This window comes from Pseudomonas bharatica, from assembly GCF_048586865.1.
GTDB lineage: Bacteria > Pseudomonadota > Gammaproteobacteria > Pseudomonadales > Pseudomonadaceae > Aquipseudomonas > Aquipseudomonas bharatica.
Genome location: NZ_JBMAWR010000001.1, coordinates 310,819 through 328,106, shown reverse-complemented (window position 1 = coordinate 328,106; position 17,288 = coordinate 310,819). Strand labels below are relative to the sequence as shown.

13 protein-coding genes are annotated in these 17,288 nt (G+C 63.9%); 3 read left to right on the top strand and 10 right to left on the bottom strand.

Translation table 11 applies throughout. The features are described from left to right. Positions 1–29: 29 nt before the first annotated feature. Positions 30–1,823 carry an ABC transporter ATP-binding protein/permease gene (locus ACKLLE_RS01435; protein WP_420056523.1) on the bottom strand — a complete coding sequence of 598 codons (1,794 nt, stop codon included), beginning with the start codon at positions 1,821–1,823 and terminating at the stop codon, positions 30–32. Between the two features lie 172 nt (positions 1,824–1,995). Between ACKLLE_RS01435 and ACKLLE_RS01430 the strand changes: the two genes are divergently transcribed. The 3 genes from ACKLLE_RS01430 to ACKLLE_RS01420 all read left to right on the top strand — a co-directional run bounded on the left by ACKLLE_RS01430 (position 1,996) and on the right by ACKLLE_RS01420 (position 4,501). Continuing rightward, positions 1,996–3,333 (top strand): dihydroorotase, encoded by a 1,338-nt coding sequence (locus ACKLLE_RS01430; protein WP_420056522.1) that lies wholly within the window; start codon positions 1,996–1,998, stop codon positions 3,331–3,333. Between the two features lie 2 nt (positions 3,334–3,335). Then, entirely contained in the window at positions 3,336–3,743 is a 408-nt protein-coding gene (gene dksA / locus ACKLLE_RS01425) for an RNA polymerase-binding protein DksA (protein ID WP_420056521.1), read from the top strand. Between the two features lie 533 nt (positions 3,744–4,276). Continuing rightward, on the top strand, positions 4,277–4,501 hold the full coding sequence (locus tag ACKLLE_RS01420) for a hypothetical protein (RefSeq protein ID WP_279898623.1): 225 nt from the start codon (positions 4,277–4,279) through the stop codon (positions 4,499–4,501). Positions 4,502–4,540: 39 nt separating this feature from the next. Here ACKLLE_RS01420 and ACKLLE_RS01415 read toward each other — a convergent pair whose 3' ends face one another. The 9 genes from ACKLLE_RS01415 to ACKLLE_RS01375 all read right to left on the bottom strand — a co-directional run bounded on the left by ACKLLE_RS01415 (position 4,541) and on the right by ACKLLE_RS01375 (position 17,240). Beyond that, complete coding sequence (locus tag ACKLLE_RS01415; RefSeq protein WP_009405358.1) at positions 4,541–5,773, bottom strand: hypothetical protein; 1,233 nt, start codon at positions 5,771–5,773, stop codon at positions 4,541–4,543. Positions 5,774–5,897: 124 nt separating this feature from the next. Further along, entirely contained in the window at positions 5,898–7,649 is a 1,752-nt protein-coding gene (locus tag ACKLLE_RS01410) for a phosphoethanolamine transferase CptA (RefSeq protein ID WP_420056520.1), read from the bottom strand. Between the two features lie 146 nt (positions 7,650–7,795). Continuing rightward, positions 7,796–8,890, bottom strand: a complete 1,095-nt coding sequence (locus ACKLLE_RS01405) for an NAD(P)-dependent alcohol dehydrogenase (RefSeq protein ID WP_279898614.1) — start codon at positions 8,888–8,890, stop codon at positions 7,796–7,798. A 138-nt stretch (positions 8,891–9,028) separates the two neighbouring features. Continuing rightward, positions 9,029–10,084 (bottom strand): hypothetical protein, encoded by a 1,056-nt coding sequence (locus ACKLLE_RS01400; RefSeq protein WP_420056519.1) that lies wholly within the window; start codon positions 10,082–10,084, stop codon positions 9,029–9,031. 73 nt (positions 10,085–10,157) lie between these two features. Beyond that, entirely contained in the window at positions 10,158–12,557 is a 2,400-nt protein-coding gene (locus ACKLLE_RS01395; RefSeq protein ID WP_420056518.1) for a hypothetical protein, read from the bottom strand. A 10-nt stretch (positions 12,558–12,567) separates the two neighbouring features. Further along, a complete protein-coding gene (locus ACKLLE_RS01390; protein WP_420056517.1) occupies positions 12,568–13,722 on the bottom strand; it encodes a hypothetical protein in 1,155 nt (384 codons plus the stop codon). Then, positions 13,701–15,137: an alkaline phosphatase family protein gene (locus ACKLLE_RS01385; RefSeq protein ID WP_420056516.1), complete on the bottom strand. Its 1,437-nt coding sequence runs from the start codon at positions 15,135–15,137 to the stop codon at positions 13,701–13,703. The genes ACKLLE_RS01390 and ACKLLE_RS01385 overlap by 22 nt, the downstream gene beginning before the upstream one ends. Next, positions 15,124–16,359: a metabolite traffic protein EboE gene (eboE, locus tag ACKLLE_RS01380; RefSeq protein WP_420056515.1), complete on the bottom strand. Its 1,236-nt coding sequence runs from the start codon at positions 16,357–16,359 to the stop codon at positions 15,124–15,126. Before eboE ends, ACKLLE_RS01385 begins: the two co-directional genes overlap by 14 nt. Next, a complete protein-coding gene (locus ACKLLE_RS01375) occupies positions 16,356–17,240 on the bottom strand; it encodes a TatD family hydrolase (protein ID WP_009405369.1) in 885 nt (294 codons plus the stop codon). Before ACKLLE_RS01375 ends, eboE begins: the two co-directional genes overlap by 4 nt. Positions 17,241–17,288: the final 48 nt, after the last annotated feature.

Here is a 17,288-nt window from a genome sequence, read left to right as displayed (position 1 = left end):
GCACGCGCCGTGGAGTACGAATGTACTCCTTAGCGTTCAACCAGGTTCCACCCACCTTTTCCGTCCAGCAGCAGATGATGGCTATGGAACACCGCCAAGGTCGCCCGGTGCCCCACGCTGACCAGGATGCTGTCCTTCATCCGCTCGCGCATCAGTTCGTACAGCCCATGTTCCAGCCCCTCGTCCATCGCCGAGGTGGACTCGTCGAGGAACAGGATCTTCGGTTGGTTCACCAGTACCCGGGCAAAGGCCAGGCGCTGTTGCTCGCCGATCGACAGGATCCGCCCCCAGTCACTGCTGACGTCCAGCTTGTCCGTCAGGTGCCCGAGATTGACCTCGCGCAGGGCCTGGACCAGACGCTTGTCATCGCCCGGCAGGTCCGGCGCCGGATAGGCCACCGCCGTGCGCAGCATCCCCAGCGGCAGGTATGGCCGCTGCGACAGGAACAGCGCCGATTCGCCACCCGGGCAACGTACCTCGCCCTCGGCATAGGGCCACAGCCCGGCAATGGCGCGCAGCAGGGTGGTCTTGCCGCAACCCGACGGCCCCTTGATCAGCAGCGATTGCCCGGGCGTCAGGCTCAGGTGGAAATCGCCCAGCAACGTCTGTCCATCCGGACGTGACACCTGCATGCCACGGATATCCAGCACCTGCGCATCCGCGATCCGCTCGACCCGCGGCAATTCCCGGGCCTGCTGGTTGGCATCCATGAAGCCGGTAAGGCGATCGAGGGTCGCGCGGTACTGGGCGAAGGTGTCGTAGGAAGAACGGAAGAACGACAGCGAATCCTGCACCTGGCCGAAGGCCTGGGAAGTCTGCATCACATCCCCCAGCTTGATCGCACCGCTGAAGAAGCGTGGCGCCTGGAGAATGAAGGGGAACACCACCGCGACCTGGCTCACGGCCAGGTTGAAACCGTCGAATTTCAGGCTCCGGTACACCAGCGCCCAGACGTTGAGGATCAAGGCCGAGAAACGCCCGAGCAAGGTGTCCCGTTCGATTCGCGAGCCCTGGTAAAAGGCCACGTTCTCCGCGTACTCACGCAGGCGCATCAGCGCGTAGCGGAAGTTCGCGGTGAGTTTTTCGTTGAGGAAGTTCAGGCGGATCAGCGGCTTGCCCAGCCTGAAGGCGATCCAGGTGGCTATCAGCACATAGAGGTATACGGCGAAGACCATGGCCCTGGGAATCTCCACCCCGGCCACCATCAGCGGTGCCGACAGCCCCCAGAGAATCGCGGTGAAGGCCACCAGCGACACCAGCGCACTGACTGCGCCAAGGCACAGGGTCACGGAGCCGGTGACGAAGGCATTCACGTCCAGTTCGATACGCTGGTCCGGGTTGTCGACCGGGTTTTCCAGGAACTGTCCGCGGTAATAGGCATCGCCGGCCATCCAGTCGCTGGTCAAGCGTTCGGTCAGCCAGGTGCGCCAGCGGATGCTGAAGGCCTGGGTCACGTAGTAGGTGAACAGGGCGCGCAGTACATGGATGGTCGCCAGCACCGCAAACACCCCCAGCAGGTACCAGAACGCCGCCTGGTCCAGGCCCTGGAGGGCACTGTAGAAACCGTTGTACCAGAAGGAAAACAGCACATTCAGGCGAACCGCGAACAGGGTCAGCAACAGCAGCAGGGCAAACGCGAGCAATGGCCGCCAACTGTGTTTCGGGCTCAGCCAGGGGCCGGCGATCTGCCAGAACTGCTGGCCCCAGCGGGTAAAGCGCACGGCCAGCCGCGCGCAGATGGCCAGGCTGAGCAGGGTGATCAGGGAGGTGAGGGCGAGCCAGCGCAGGCTCTCTTGCAGGGCTTGATGCCAGTCCATATCCATGGGCGGATTTCCGGGCGAGAAATGAGGTGAGCGTAGATGAGGAATGCCGTCGTCTGGGTGAAGGAATCTTTAATGGTTTTTTCCGGCGGCTTTGTGGTTTGCCGACGCGGCTCGACGTTGCATTATTCGGAGTGTTATAACGTAACGTTTTCACCGAGTCCCGAGCTGCATCATGAGCCGAATCCTGATCCGCAATGCCAACGTCGTGAACGAAGGCAGCACATTCTGCGCCGACATCCTGGTCGCCCATGGCCGCATCGAAAAGATCGCCGGGATCATCCACCAGCAGTGCGCCGCAGTGGAAATCGATGCCCGGGGCCAATGGTTGTTGCCCGGGATGATCGATGACCAGGTGCATTTCCGCGAACCCGGCGCGCCGCACAAGGGCAGCATTCACAGCGAGTCGCGGGCGGCGGTGGCCGGGGGCATCACCAGCTTCATGGATATGCCCAATACCCATCCGGCGACGTTGTCCCTGGAGGCCCTGGCGGACAAGAAACAGCGTGCGGCGCGCAGTTCGGTGGCCAATTTCGCCTTTCACTTCGGCGTCAGCAAGGACAACCTCGATGTGGTCGCCGCCCTCGATCCGCGCGAGGTGGCCGGGGTCAAGGTGTTCATGGGGGCGTCTACCGGCGACATGCTGGTGGATGACCCGGACGTGCTCGAGCGTCTGTTCGCCTGCGTTCCCACCATCCTCCTGGCCCACTGCGAACATACCCCGTCGATTCTCGCCAACGAGGCCGTTTTGCGCGAGTTGTACGGTGACGCCATCGGCCCACAGGTGCACCCGGTGATCCGTGACGCCGAAGCCTGCTACCGCTCCTCGTCGCTGGCGGTGGAACTGGCCAGGCGTTTCGACACCCGTCTGCACGTCCTGCACCTTACTTCCGCGCGCGAGCTGGCGCTGTTCGAGCCCGGTCCGCTGGCGGGCAAGCGCATCACCGCCGAGGTCTGCGCGCACCATCTGCTGTTCGACGAGCGTGACTACGCAAGCCTCGGCAACCTGATCAAATGCAACCCGGCGATCAAGGCCCGCACCGATCGTGATGCCCTGCGCCAGGCGCTGTTGTGCGATCGCCTCGACGTTATCGGCACCGACCATGCGCCGCACACCCTCGAAGAAAAATCCCGCCCCTATGCCCAGGCACCTTCCGGCCTGCCTCTGGTCCAGCACGCCTTGCCGGCGCTGCTGGAACTGGTCGCCGACGGCGTATTGCCGCTGACCCGGCTGGTGCAGAAGACCAGCCATGCGGTGGCCGGGTTGTTCGGCATCCAGGACCGCGGTTATGTCCGCGAGGGTTACTGGGCCGACCTGGTGCTGGTAGAGGCGCTGGCGCACGCCAGGCCGGTATCGCTCGATCCGCTGCTGTCCCACTGCCAATGGACACCGTTCCAGAACCACGCCTTCCGCCATCGCATCAGCACCACCCTGGTTTCCGGGCAACTGGCCTGGCACCAAGGGCGGCTGGTCGAGGGCTGCCAAGGACTACCGCTGAGTTTCAGGAAATGAACATGACCGAAGAAGAACTGCTGCAACAGCCTGAAGAGGCCTATATGAACGCCAGCCAACTGGCGTACTTCCACACTCTGCTGCTGAACGAACGGCAGGGCTTGCAGGAGCGGATCTCCGAGCAGTTCGAATCCCTCAAGAACCACGAGATCAACTCCGACCCGGCCGACATCGGCAGCACCGAGGAAGCCCGGCACTGGCAGTTGCGGGTGCTGGAGCGGGAAAAGAAGCTGCTGGACAAGATCGACGAAGCGCTGGAGCGCCTGGCTCGTGGCGAATATGGCTGGTGCGCGGAAACGGGTGAGCCGATCGGCCTGAAGCGCCTGCTGCTGCGCCCGACGGCGTCGTTGTCGGTGGAGGCCAAGGAACGGCAGGAGATGAAGGAGCGGCATAAGCAGAAGGTGCGGTGATCGAAGTGCCAGTGCGGGCCTCATCCCTGCATGGGTATCTACACCTTTGAGGTCAGAAGGCCTGTCAGTAGATCGCATCAGGGCTGACAGGTGCTTGTCATGACGTTTCCAGCGCCCTTGAGATCGAGCGCCGCCCGCGCGGCGCATCGCCGGCAACGCCGGCTCCCACTTGTTGCAACGTGCCATGGCCTGCGAAATCTGCGCTGCCAGCCTTTGGATGTTCGGCGATCTACCGCAGGAGATTGTTGGGTTCGACAGGGTATCGCGTCGTACAAGCAAGGCGATCACTATGGCCTGTCAGGCATAGGTACGTTGCAAAATGTGGGAGCCGGCGTTGCCGGCGATGCGCCGCGCGGGCGGCGCTCGATCTTGAGGACGCTGAAGATCTATCGGCATGCGCCTGGTGGTCATCATGCGCTCTCTCGACAGGCGACACGGGGTCGCCACCTAAAACGCCCCAGCGGCCATGCAATCAAACTTTTTCACTCGCGCGCGACTCTTCTGAAACACACCCCGTTGATCAGGAGATGGTCATGACCCACGACGATTCCAGGCAGTCCGACAAAACGCCGCAACCGCTGTCTTCGGAAAATGCACAAAAAGGCGCAACGTCGCCTGGCCCGGTGCTGCAGCAGCCGGACCCGCGTACCGAAGCGGTGGACAAACTCATCACCCCGGTTTCGATCAAGGAAAAGCAGGACGAGGCGCGGGAAATCGAGGAGCGGCTGGCCGAAGTCGAGAAGCGCGGACGGTCGTGAAATAGCCCTGGAGCACAGTTGTACTCCAGGGCGTCGGCCTCAGACCTCCCGCGCTCGTCGCGGCATCGCCAGCCGTTGCAGTGGCCCGACCATCTGCGCCGATCGGTTGCAGCAGGACGAGCAGGCCCACATGTAGCTGCCGGATGCGGCGGCGTTGGCGGGCGTGGCTTGCGGGCCGATGACCTGATATTCCACCGGATTCGCCACATTGCCCGCGCCGCCATACCAGAAGCAGATCTGGCTGACCAGCGAGCCGTTGAACTCCGCCTGGCTGCCGACCGCGCTGAATACCCGTGGCTCGGCACAGAAGCGCGATTGACCTGCAACCCGCAGGACCTCGGCGGCAGTGGCCTGGAACGCTGCATGGTCCAGTGCGGCGGCCGGCAAGGGCGTGGCAGGCACGATCAGGGCCGCGACCAGGTCGGCGATCCGCCCCAGGAAGGGATACATCGGCAGCCTTCTCAGGGTCGGGATGAAGTTATCGAAGGCCTGGGACACGGCGGCGACGTCACCCGGTTCGATCAAGCGCAGGCGCAGGGCCAAGGCCGCGGCCAGCATCACCTTCAGGCAGTCCTTTTGCGCGCCTGTGGCCTGGCCGCTGCTTCGTGCAGTGGCGGCCCGTGCCGCGAGGCTGGCGATCTGTGCGTGGTCGAGAAATTGCGCACGCAGGATATCGCCGTTGTTTCCCGTGGATGCCAGCCCGCGGTTGACGATGCGGTCCTGGGACGCCTGGATCGAGGCCTGGGCCCGCGGATTCAGTCCCGGGACAGTCGGGTCCGGCCGCGGGGGCAGCGCTCCGGGGCCATGGCCCAGTTCGTTGACCAGTGTCGTGAAATTGGCGATAGCCCCTTGTACATCGGCCAGGCGCACGAGCAAGGCGGGGTGTACCTGGGTATTGAAGCCGGCGCGGACCGTGCCCAGCAGGGCCGCCACATCGCGATGCTGGGGTTCGTAGAAGGAGTAGTCACGGCGGATCTGGGCAAAGGATGCCAAGGGCCCGAGTACCCGGCGCAACTGGCTGGTGGCGCCTTCCACATCGACGTTCAGCACCCCGGGCGCACCGGAGTTGGCGAACACATACAGGTCGCGGATCCCGTTATTGATCCGGGCGACTTCCACGGCATGGCTGTAAGGGCTGCCGACCAGGTGATCCTTGAGCGTCTCTGCGGCATATACGGTGTCGAGGTCCGGCAGTGGAAACGCGCCCATCCTTGCCGGGCTGGCGGCATAGGCGGCGATCACCCGATGGGCATAGTCCGAATCGATAGGCATGGGCTCTGATCTTCCGTGGTTGAGCAGCAGGGGCCGGGATATGGCCAGTTACTATTACGCGAATACGTGAAGCCTGTGTAGTGGGCGGTGAGCAAAACTGGCTTGTGCGCGAAGCTTTATCGCCTCAGGGATTGCCCGCAGTTTCCTGTACCTCGCCCAGCCCGTCCGTTGGCAACAGATCGAACTCGTGCAGCGCACCCTTGTGATAGGGGTCGCCGATCCAGCGCGGCGCCCTGATGAACTGCGTGCTGGCCACGCTCTTGGCCGGTTCGAAGCGGTCGTAGCTCAGGCCGGCCAGGTCCGACAGGGTGTGGATCAGGTGCGAGCTGCTGTAGGCGTTGTTGGCCATCGCCTGGAGATCGCGGGGATGGGCTGCCTGCCAGCTTGGCGAGGTCCAGAGGATGAACGGAATGGTGTACATCGGCCGGGTCGGGGCCGCTTCGTTGCGCCCGAGGCGATCATGGTCGCCCGAGCTGTAGACATCCTCGCCATGGTCGGAGAGGTACAGCAGGAAACCGTTGGGCGTGCTCGCCGAGTAGCGCTTGATCAAATCGGACACCACGAAGTCGTTGTACAGCACCGCATTGTCATACTCGTTGTAGGTGTCCACCTGGCTGCTGGACAACTGGGCCGGCACGCCCTGGCGGTCGTTGAACTTGCGGTACTCGGGCGGATAGCGGTACTCGTAGTCCATATGGGTGCCCAGCAGGTGGACGATGATGAACTTGTTCGGCGCCGGGTCCTGCAGGGCCTTTTCGAACGGAGCGAAGACCACATCGTCGTACTGCGCGGCGTTCTGGTTGCGCTGGTTGTTCAGGTACACCGGCTCGTCGGTCTGCTGGGAGAAGGTGGTGAGCATGGTGTTGCGCTTGCTCATGGTCTGCTGGTTGGTGATCCAGAAGGTCTTGTAGCCCGCCTGTTTCATCAGGTTGATCAACGACGGGTCGGTAAGGAAGCGATCCGGGTTCTGCTCGTCGCCGAAGGTCAGGATCTGCTGCATCACCTCGATGGTGTAGGGCCGCGGCGACACCACGTTGCGGAATACCGTCAGGCCCTTGTCGCTGGCCGCCAGGGCATCCAGGTTGGGCGTGGTGTCGCGGTTGTAGCCATACAGGTGCATATGCTGGCGAGTGGTGGACTCACCGAGCACCAGCACCAGGGTGCGGGGTTTGTCGCCACTGCTGTCCTGCAGCCCCTGTACCGGCGGCAAGGCGGCGTTCTGTTCCAGCAGCGCCTGCATGTTGTCCAGCTGCTGGCGGTACTGCCGGTAGCCGACCAGCAATTGCCAGGGCACGGCCGGCTCCATGCGCTGCTCGACCTTCTCCAGGGCATCGGCGAAGTTGCGCTGCTGGGTGACCATCTGCTTGTAGAACGGGTACACCAGGTTGCCCGCCAGCAACAGCACGACCAGCGGCAGCCGGCTGCCGAGCGGCAGGCTGAACGGACGGATGCGTTTCCACAGCCATACCGCCACCAGGGTATAGAGCAGCAGGGCGAACGCCAGCCAGATGGTGAAGTACTGGCTGAAGTATTCGCCGGCCTCCGCCGTGTTCGATTCGAACATGACGAAGATCACGCTCTGCGAGAATTCCTGGCGGTAGATCCCGTAATAGGTCAGGCCGACCAGCGACGCGGCCCACAGCACCACGCCGATCACCGCGCTGGTGCCGCGGGCCAGGCGCGGCATCAGCAGCAGCGGCACCAGCCACAGGCTGCTGAGGAAGAAGGCATCGCGCAAGCCGGCGAACCCGGTGGTGCCGCTGGCAAACAGCAGGACCTGGGTGATTCCCGAGAAATACCAGAAAAACAGCAAAGGCCAGAGCAGGCCGGACCATTTCAGTGGCGCTTTGGAAACAGGGGCAGGAGTAGCGGACACGGGTACCTCGTTGAACCTTTGGCTGTCGCCGGAATGAGCGGGTGGCTCACGCTATGCGGACGACAGTGAAAATTCCGTCAACGAAGTGGTTTTTTGTGTTGGATGCTGGCCCGGATGCCCGGGCCAGGAAGTGTATGGCCGGGGGCTCAGGGCTTGATGGCGATCTTCAGTACGCCATCGCGCTGATGGGCGAACAGGTCGTAGGCTTCGACGATATCGCCCAGTGCGTAGTGATGGGTGACCAGTGCCCCGAAATCCGCGCGATTGGAGGCGATCACGCTCATCAGCCGACGCATGCGCTCCTTGCCGCCCGGGCAGAGCGCGGTGTTGATGCGATGATCGCCCAGGCCGGCGGCGAACGCGCCCAGCGGAATCTTCACGTCGCTGGAATACACGCCCAGGCTGGACAGCGTACCGCCGGGCTTGAGCACCTTCATGGCCTGTTCGAAGGTGCTCGGCAGGCCCAGGCACTCGATGGACGAGTCGGCGCCGCGGCCGCGGGTCAGCTTCATCACCTCGTCGATCACATCGCACTGGTTGAAGTTCAGGGTGATATCGGCGCCCATGTTGCGGGAAATGCCCAGGCGGTGGTCGTTGCCGTCCACCGCGATGATGGTCGAGGCCCCGAGCAGGCGTGCGCCGGCGGTGGCACACAGGCCGATGGGGCCCTGGGCGAAGATCACCACGGTATCGCCGATGCGGATGTTGGCATTCTCCGCGCCCTTGAAGCCGGTGGACATGATGTCCGGGCACATCAGCACCTGTTCGTCGCTCAGCCCGTCGGGAATGGGCGCCAGGTTGCCCTCGGCGTCCGGCACCAGCACGTACTCGGCCTGGGTGCCGTCGATGAGGTTGCCGAAGCGCCAGCCGGCGGTGGCCTTGTAGCCATGGCATTCGCAGCGACCGGACTCCTGCAGGTAGCTGCCGTCCTGGGAGGCCACGCCATCCTGGGCGGCGTAGGAGTTGAAGTTGGGACAGATCGCCCCGGCGATCACCCGCTGGCCCTCCTTGTAACCCTTGACTGCGCTGCCCAGTTTCTCGATTACCCCGACCGGCTCATGACCCACGGTCAGGCCGCGGGCAATGGGGTATTCGCCCTTGAGGATATGCACGTCGGTGCCGCAGATGGTCGTGGTGGTGATGCGGATCAGCGCATCGGTAGGGCCGACCTGCGGTATGGGTTTGTCCGTCAGCTCGATCCGGCCGGGCTCTACGAAAACGGCTGCTTTCATGGTTGCCATGGGTCACCTCCTGGTTGAGGGATTGAGAAAAGTCCAGGACGGCGCAGATGGCAAGGCCGGGCGTGGCCTATCTGCCGAAGGGTTGTGGCAGGTCAAGGAATCGGCGTTCCTTGGCGGCTGCCACAGGATCCGCCTGGTTCAGAGCTGTACCAGGCGCAAGCGGCCTTCCAGCGGTACCACGGCGCCGTCCGGTGTAGGCAATGGCCGGCCCTGCAGGCCCATGCCTTCGCTGACGACCACTCCACCCGGCACCAGGCACAGGTTGGACGGCGTATCCAGGCCGCGGGCCAGCACGCTGACCTCACCGCTGCCCAGGTCGCAGTGCAGCAGCCGCCCGCTGAAGCGGGAAAAGCCGCCATGCAGCGCCTCGCCGTTCCAGGCGGCGGTCAGCGGTTGCTGCAGGCTCTCGCAGAGTTCCAGCACCAGCAGGTTGCCTTGCGTGTCCAGGGCCAGCCCGGTGGGCAGTTGCAGGCCATCGATCAGCACCTCGATCCTGCCGCTGTCCGGCCATACCCGGATCACCTGGCCGGCCCTGTCGGCGAAGTCCACGCCCTTGCGTTCGGGCGTGGCATGCAGCTCACCGGAGAACAGGCTGATCAGCACGGCGTCGGTCGCCGGCTCGTGGACCAGGGTGACCGGGACGGCTTCCTGGCCCTGGGCAAGGTCCGGCAGATGCACCAGCACCTGCTCTTGCTCTCCCGGCCGGAACGCCACCAGCTCGTTGGTATCGGGCTTGACCGCCAGCCAGCTGCGCAGGGTCGGGTGGTAGCACAGGGCATTGAGGTTGCCCTGGCTGTGGCACACCGGCTCCGGGGGGCTGTACTGCAGATCAAGCAATCTGGAACCGGCCACGTAGTCGGTCTGGCTGACCAGGCAGCGGCCCTCGCCGCAGGCGATATCGGACAGCCCCATGATTTCGTCGCGCAGCATGCGCGCCTGCATGTTCATGGCGCGGAAGCCCTCGGCCAGGGGCCGGGGCGGCAGCCAGGCGCCTGGTTTGCCGGCCTCGGCTGGCAGGCGGCTGATCCGCCCGGTGAAGGGGTCGCCCGGCTGGCCGCTGCCGGCTTCGACCAGCAGCAGGCTGCCGTCCTCGGCGAGATGGACGCCGCGGGGGTTAAGCAGGCCGCTGGCGACAAGGGTGGACGGGCGAAGGGTTTCGCGCAGGTGTTGCGCTATATGAATGGGCAATGGCATGGGTCATCCCTGCAATGCGGTGCCTCATCGAGGAAAAACGCCGGGCGACATCACGGTCACCCGGCGCAGCCTGTCAGTTGACGTTGAGTGTGTCGTAGTCGGCCATGCTCAGCTTGACCGGCGGGTAGTTGCGCTGCACCAGCTTCTGCGCCCAGAGCTCCAGCACCGAGCGACGACCTTGCGGCATGTCGCGGGTGATGGGCATGGCCAGGGTGCTTTCTTCCTGGTATGGCTTGCTGATCAGGCGTATCAGCTGGCCTATCGCGCCCTCGATCCGCTTCAGGTTATTGAGCGGCATGTATTTGTTCATGATCGGGTACAGGTAGTAGTAGATCTGGAAGATCTCCGGGTAGATAAAGCTGTCCCAGATCACCTGGGCCGCATCCTGTTGCTGGTAGACCTCGTTCCACTTGTCGACGAAGCGCTGCTTGAGGTCGTCCTCGCTGGGCAGGACCCGTATCGGCGCGAGGAAGTCCACATAGGCGCTCAGGTAGTCGAAGCTGAAGAGGATGTCGGCCGTGCCGTCCTCGTCGGGGTAGAAACGCAAGGTGGGAAAGCCCGGGGTCACCCCGGTGACGGTCACGGTGGCGATGCCGTTGGCGTCGGTGGTGATGCGCTTGTAGTCGTACTCCACCAGTTGGCTGTCGGGCTTGAGCCCGGCTTCGGGCTTGAGATAGCGGATCGCCGATGGCTCGCGGTTCTCGAAGCGCAGGCAGGCGCCCACGTTTACCCCGACACAGGTCTTGCGATAGTCCTGATAGAACACGGGCGTCCCAGGCGTGTCCGGCTCTTCGGTGACGAATGCCACCAGCCTGCGCCCCGCGCCTTCGGTTGCCTGGGTGGTGACCTCGGCCGAATCGGTGAACTGCGGAAGGTTCTCCTTGTTCTGCTCTTGCGAACCGTCGTCCGTATGGTCGTAGAACAGGACGAAATTCGGATTGTTGCGGGTACCGAGGTAGTAGCTGGAGGTTCCCAGCAGGTAGAGGTTGTTGTATTGCGCCACCAGCAGGTCGAGGTTCGCCGCGGGCTTGCCGTTCTTCTGCACCATGATCTTCAGCTCCTTGGTCTGGCCGACGTCAAGGAAACTGCCGCTTTCGATCACTTCGGCGGTCCAGGGCTGCTGGACCGACGTCGGCACCTGGTCGCCCTGTTTGCGCAGCGCCAGCGGATTGTCCCCGGTCAGCTGGGTCACCTGGGCTGGCGTAAGGGGCAGGTCGAGCAGGCCGGACTGGTGATCGAACGCGTCCTGTTGATACTTCGTGTAGTCGAACGAAAGCGGCGGCACGAGCGGAACGAAGGTGTCGCCCTGGGTGGTACCGATATCGAACGCGCCCAGGTCCAGTTTCAGCGGTTGTGGAATCAGCGGGTCGATGCCCGGCTTGGCGGGGCCCTGGATGAACGGGAAGCTGTTCATCAGGTCCAGCGACAGCCGGTTGTCATGGACCAGCGCCGAGATCACGCCCAGTTCTACCGCCTTGGGCTTCTGGTTGTAGGAGAGCGGAACCGCCACCGCGGTCTTCGCCACCAGGCGCTGGCCGTCGGGAGCCGTAGGGTACTCGCCGTCGTGCCACAGCCCCAGCACCCCCGAAGTGCAGCCATAGGCCGGGTTGAAGAAAATATCGATGGGGTTGTCGAGCGCCGCCTGGTACATCCGTTGCAGCTTCGCCGGGTCTTTTGACGCACTCACCGGTGGCTGGTCGTTGAACACGCCATTGTAGTCGTAGGCGGTCAGGTAGCTGCAGAAGCGGAACATAAGGCCTTGCACGCCTGGCTGGTCCAACTGGTCATGGAGGTTCTTCAGCAGTACCGAGTCGCCGAGCCGCCATTGCAGGTTGGCTTTCGGGAAGCAGGTTTGCCAGGTGGCGGTCACCGTGAGCAAACCTTTGAAGGCGGCCCAGTTGAAGTTGAGGAAGCGATCGAGCATGCGGTACTGCCGGGTGGCGGTCAGGCCGCAGGCAGCGTTGCCCAGCTCCAGGCGGTCGAAGTACAGCGCGGTGAAGGTGTTCTGCCAGGGGCTGACATCGACGAAGCGGGCTGGTGTCGGGGTGTCGCTGCCGAATGGGTTGCCGTACAGGTTGTAGGGCTGGTTTATCAGCGGGTCGTTGTCGATATAGCCGCCGCCGGGGCCTTCGCCACCGATGATGGTGGAGACGGTGTCCTTGTACGACACCGTGCCGCAGGCGTTGTCGCCGAAGAAGTTCCACTCGGCGGGCACGATTCCGTCCCCACCGGCATTCGGCGGCGCCTGGATGACCGCCTTCGGTGCGCTGGACAACTGCTGGTACTGGATCATCCAGGGAATCAGCTTCTCTGCGGCGTTTTCCGGGGTGATCTGGTACTGGCTGAGGAAGTCCCAGTTCATCTTCATGTTCACGGCGTCGTACAGCGGCAGCACGTCGTTGTTGTTGCCCGTGGGTGGGCTCCAGAACATGTGGCCCTTGAAGTAGATGCGGGGGAAGTTCAATACGCTCATGTCGTGCTCCTTAAGGACGCTGCCACTGGGCGCGCTTGAGCGACCAGACGTAATCGAGTTTGTTGTAGCCCTTGAACGCCGTCTCCGGCAAAGGCGCCGTGGGGTAGACGATGCCGTCCTTGCCATCCTGGCCGCTGAGCGTGAAGTTGAAGTAGCCGTCGTCCTTGGAATAGGCCGCCGTGCCGTGGCAGGCGGAGCACGAGGACTGGCTCTGGAACGCCGATTCCAGCTGCGAGTTGGCCAGCAGTTTCGGGTTGCTATCGATCTGGGTGCCGATCAGTTCGTAGCGCGACAGGTTGCCGTACCACTGCTGGAATTGGGCGTTGACAGGCACTGCCTCGGCGGTCGGCCCGGTGCTGTTGGTCATCGGCTTCGGCGGAATGGCGTTGGTGACTGTGTATTTGCTGTTGTTGACGTTCTCGAAGGTGGTCCAGACCCACTGGGGAACCAGCTTGTTGATTACGTGCAGGGCGCTGAGCGCGGCATAGCCGACCGTGTAGCTGCCGTCGTCGTTCTGGTAATAGGCCTGGGCGATGTAGTAGCCATCGTCCTCCAGCTGCTTCTGGTAGGTGGTATCGGTGCCGATCCATAACCAGCCCGCTTTTGCCTCCCAGGACGTGGCCGGGAAGTCCAGGTTGGCGGTCAGGGCACTCTGGCCGTTCGTGTTGTAGACGCCTTTCTGCACGATGTAGTCGAAGGTGGATTCGCTCATCAGCAGCTGGAAGCGCACCGGTTTGCCGCGTTGCGACGCCGGCACGGTCTTGCCATCCATTTCCAGCGGCAGGCCATCGACCTGCAGGATGGCATTGAGGTTGTGGAAGGCTCGCTGGGTGTTCATCCCCGGGATCCCGGCGGCCGCTTCCGTCACTGCCTGGGGCGGCGGCGCCAGCGTGTAGGCACCAGGATTGGCGCCATTGGCCAGGTACACCTGGTCCGACGGCTTTAGGGTTTCCCAGACCCGGTCCAGGCCATTGGCGGCAGGCTGGTTCAGGCAGTTGAACCAGTTCCAGCTGAGAGTTTCCTTGCTCGCTTTGAGCTGTGCCAGGGCCTGGGCCTGATTGCCGTTGAAGGTGAGGAAATTGCTGCAATCGAAGGGGTTGGTGTTATCAGCCTGGGCCAGTCCGGCCAGTGTACTGAGAACGGTTATTGAAATGGCTCGCCGCATATGTGCTCCTTGGCATTGGCCAGGTCGTTAAGGTTCTGCCCCAGGAAATGCCGAAGGAGCAGAGGTTTGACCGCCGTTGCCGCCATACTCCGCGGCAATGGCACGTCGCAATCGGTGATGAGCAACGGCCCGGCCTGCTCGCTGGCAGGCGGACGTCCATGACTGCCGCGGACCAGTCCGGTGTCCAGCGGGATCAGGTCCATGTAGTAGCGAAAGCCGAGCTTTTTCTGCAGCAGGCGGCGCGCCACTTTCAATTTGGGGAAGCGAATGGCCGGATCGACGAACAGCTCCACCGGGTCGTAGCCGGGCTTGCGGTGGATATCCACGGTGCGGGCGAAGTCCGGCGCCCGGGCGTCGTCGAACCAGTAGTAGTAATCGAACCAGCATCCCGGCGCGGCGACGGCCACCAATTCGCCGCTGCGCGGGTGGTCCAGTTGCCAGGTGCGCTGCTCATGTTTGTCCAGCACCTGCTCGATGCCGGGTTGACGCTCCAGCAGGGCCTTGACCCGGGCAATGTCCGCAGCCCGCCTGACATACACATGGGCGATCTGGTGATCGGCCACGGCAAAGGCGGCGCTGGCGCCCGGATCGAGCAATTCCCAGGTCAGCGACTGGCGCACCTGCAGCAGGCCTTCCTCGCGCAATACGCGGTTGATCGATACCGACCGCTCGACCGCTTCGATGCCGTACTCGGACAACAGCATCACCGCCGCGCCCTGGTCGCGGGCGAATTCCAGCAAGCGCCCGACCTCATGATCGATGGCCCGCACTTCGGCGCCGATCGACGGGTGCTCGGGGCCGACCTTCTGCAGGCTGTAGTCGAGGTGCGGCAGGTAGATCAGTTGCAGGTCGGGCCGGTTGAGCTGGAACTCCAGCAGGGCGCAATCGACGATCCAGCGACTCGATGCAATGCCCGCGGCCGGGCCCCAGAAACCGGGGAAAGGGAACTCGCCGATCTGCGCTTCGATGCGTTCGTGCAGCCCCGCCGGCGACGAGTACAGGCCGAAGATCTTGCGCCCGTCGGCCGGGTAATGCGGACGCGGAGTGATCGACGCATCGACATCGGCGTACATGTTGTACCACCAGAACAACTGGCTGCAGCGGAACCCGGGCAGCGCGCGCTTGAGGGTTTCCCAGACTTTCTCGCCCTGGATCAGCGCATTGGGCTGCAGCCAGAAGCGCACCTCGGCCTGCTCGCGAAAGTACCAGCCGTTGCCGACGATGCCGTGCTGTGACGGCGCTGCGCCGGTCAGGATCGAGGCCTGCACGGTGGAGGTCACCGCCGGGAAGGAGGGTTGCAGGCTGGCCATCCGTGCGGTTTTCAGCAGGGCGTTGATATGCGGCGTGTTGGCCCCTAGCAGCGCGGGCGTCAGACCGACCACATTGATCAGCAGCAGGGGTTTACGGGCAGGCATCGGCAAGTCCTTCATGCAGCGGTTGTTGCAGCAGGCGGCGTTGGCGCAGTTGGGCTTGAACCCAGTCCAGCTCGGCGCCGATACCGCGCAGTTGGGCCTGTTCGTCCGTGGGCCGCAGTTGCGCGGGCAGGACACCCCAGCTGTAGGTTTCCACTTCGAGTACCGGACGCAGGCCGGGGTGGGCCGCCAGGTAGTCGAAGGTCTGCCCCAGGGCGTGCTGGCTGCCGCGCAGTTCGGGCAGCAACAGCTGCTCGCTGAACAGCGGGACGTGAAAGTGAATGCGCAATTCCCGATAGCGGCCTGGATGGCTGGCGCACTCGTCGAGTGCGGCGGGCAGGTCGGCCCAGGCCACCAGCCGGCCGTCGTGGTCGCGGGCCTTGACCTGATGCAGGTAGGTGGCCTCGGAAAAACCGGCAAGGACGTCGTGCACCTGCCTGAAGTGCGGGGCGTCCTGGTCCGGCAGGCGGCAGATCATGGCGCTGGACAGCTGGATCTTGCCGATCGGCACGCCGGCCTGTTGCAGCCGTTGCAACGAGCGGTAGCAGTCTTCGAACATCACGGCCTGGTGGCAGACGTCGAAGCACAGCGCCAGATAGCCATGGTGCGGATCGCTGGACTGCCAGTGGCGGAAGAAGGCGATGGCCTGGTCGGTGTTCTCCAGCACGCAGTCAGGTTCCATTTCCAGGCAGAACACCACCTTTTTTCCCGTCTCCCCGTGCAAGCGGGCCAGGCCGGCGGTGAGCTGGCGCAGCTGGTTTTCGGCACGTTGCTGCAGCGCCGGGCTCCAGCCGGCGGCGTAGCCGAGGGGGACGGTGGAAATCACCCCCTCGGCACACCCGGCCGGCAGGGCGTGCGCCAGGATGCGCGCCAGGTTCAGGCTGTAGGCAAGGCGTTCGGGCATGGACCAGTCGGGAAGGTAGACGGCGGCCTTTACCGCACCCTTATGGAATTCACCGTAGGGAAAGCCATTGAGCGAGGTCAGGCGCAGGCCCGTTTCTTCCAGCAGGTCGAGGAACTGGCGGCGTGCCGCCTTTTCCTGCAACTGGCCGGCGGCGTGGGCGCAGATCCACAGGCCGCTGTCCTGATGGTCCAGTCCGCGCAGGCGGCGTACCGCCTGGAAGTGCCGGTCGATGGAAGCACGCAGCCCGGCCAGGTCCCGGGTCGCGTGCACGTTGCTGCAATAGCCGACCTGGCTGGGCGTCCAGCCCGTGGCGGCGCTCATTTGACCACCGGGTCCTGGCCGCGCAGGGCGGAGTTATCCTGCCAGGTCTTGCGCTGGTCGATGGGCAGCGGCGTGCTGACCAGCGTCTTGTCCAGCTGGCCGCTCTGGGCGAAGAAATCCACCGGGTTATGGAACAGCACCTGTTCCACCTGGGCCTCGCTGAAGCCCGCTTCGCGCATGGCCTGGCCGGTTTTCGGCACCTTCAGCGGATCGCTCACGCCCCAGTCGGCGGCGCTGTTGACGATCATCTTGTCGGTCCCGTATTGCTGGAGCAGCGCGACCATGCGCTGTTCGGACATCTTGGTGTTGGGGTAGACTGAATGGCCGCGCCAGCAGTCGCTGTCTAGCACCAGGGGCAGAGTCAGTTCGTTGAGGTGATCGATCACCACCAGGTGCTCCGGGATGCCAACTTCGCGGATCACCGCCAGGGTGCGCTTGGTGCCGCCGATCTTGTCGCGGTGCGGGGTATGCACCAGCACCGGCAGCTTGAACTGCCTGGCCAGGTCCAGCTGGAGGGCGAGGAAACGGTCCTCCTCGGGGGTGATGTCGTCGTAACCGATCTCGCCAACCGCCACCACGCCGTCCTTCACCAGGTAGCGCGGCAGGATGTTCACCACCTCCTGGGCCAGCTGCAGGTTGTTGGCTTCCTTGGGGTTGATGCCGATGGTGCAGAAGTGGTGGATGCCGAACATGCTGGCGCGGAAGCGCTCCCAGCCCACCAGGGTATCGAAGTAGTCGGCGAAGCTTCCGACGCTGGTCCGGGCCTGGCCCTGCCAGAAGGCCGGCTCGATCACTCCGGTGATGCCGGCGGCCGCCATGTTCTGGTAGTCGTCGGTGGTACGGCTGACCATGTGGATGTGTGGATCGAAATACTTGGGCATGCTGAATCCTCATCTACTGCGGGGAATGATCGGGTGTTCGATGGCGTA

Coding starts and splice junctions, on each gene's coding strand:
- ACKLLE_RS01390 (WP_420056517.1), bottom strand. CDS start 13,722: ATGCGGCGAGCCATTTCAATAACCGTTCTCAGTACACTGGCCGGACTG.
- ACKLLE_RS01415 (WP_009405358.1), bottom strand. CDS start 5,773: ATGCCTATCGATTCGGACTATGCCCATCGGGTGATCGCCGCCTATGCC.
- ACKLLE_RS01395 (WP_420056518.1), bottom strand. CDS start 12,557: ATGAGCGTATTGAACTTCCCCCGCATCTACTTCAAGGGCCACATGTTC.
- ACKLLE_RS01420 (WP_279898623.1), top strand. CDS start 4,277: ATGACCCACGACGATTCCAGGCAGTCCGACAAAACGCCGCAACCGCTG.
- ACKLLE_RS01435 (WP_420056523.1), bottom strand. CDS start 1,823: ATGGATATGGACTGGCATCAAGCCCTGCAAGAGAGCCTGCGCTGGCTC.
- ACKLLE_RS01430 (WP_420056522.1), top strand. CDS start 1,996: ATGAGCCGAATCCTGATCCGCAATGCCAACGTCGTGAACGAAGGCAGC.
- ACKLLE_RS01405 (WP_279898614.1), bottom strand. CDS start 8,890: ATGGCAACCATGAAAGCAGCCGTTTTCGTAGAGCCCGGCCGGATCGAG.
- eboE (WP_420056515.1), bottom strand. CDS start 16,359: ATGAGCGCCGCCACGGGCTGGACGCCCAGCCAGGTCGGCTATTGCAGC.
- ACKLLE_RS01385 (WP_420056516.1), bottom strand. CDS start 15,137: ATGCCTGCCCGTAAACCCCTGCTGCTGATCAATGTGGTCGGTCTGACG.
- ACKLLE_RS01400 (WP_420056519.1), bottom strand. CDS start 10,084: ATGCCATTGCCCATTCATATAGCGCAACACCTGCGCGAAACCCTTCGC.
- dksA (WP_420056521.1), top strand. CDS start 3,336: ATGACCGAAGAAGAACTGCTGCAACAGCCTGAAGAGGCCTATATGAAC.
- ACKLLE_RS01375 (WP_009405369.1), bottom strand. CDS start 17,240: ATGCCCAAGTATTTCGATCCACACATCCACATGGTCAGCCGTACCACC.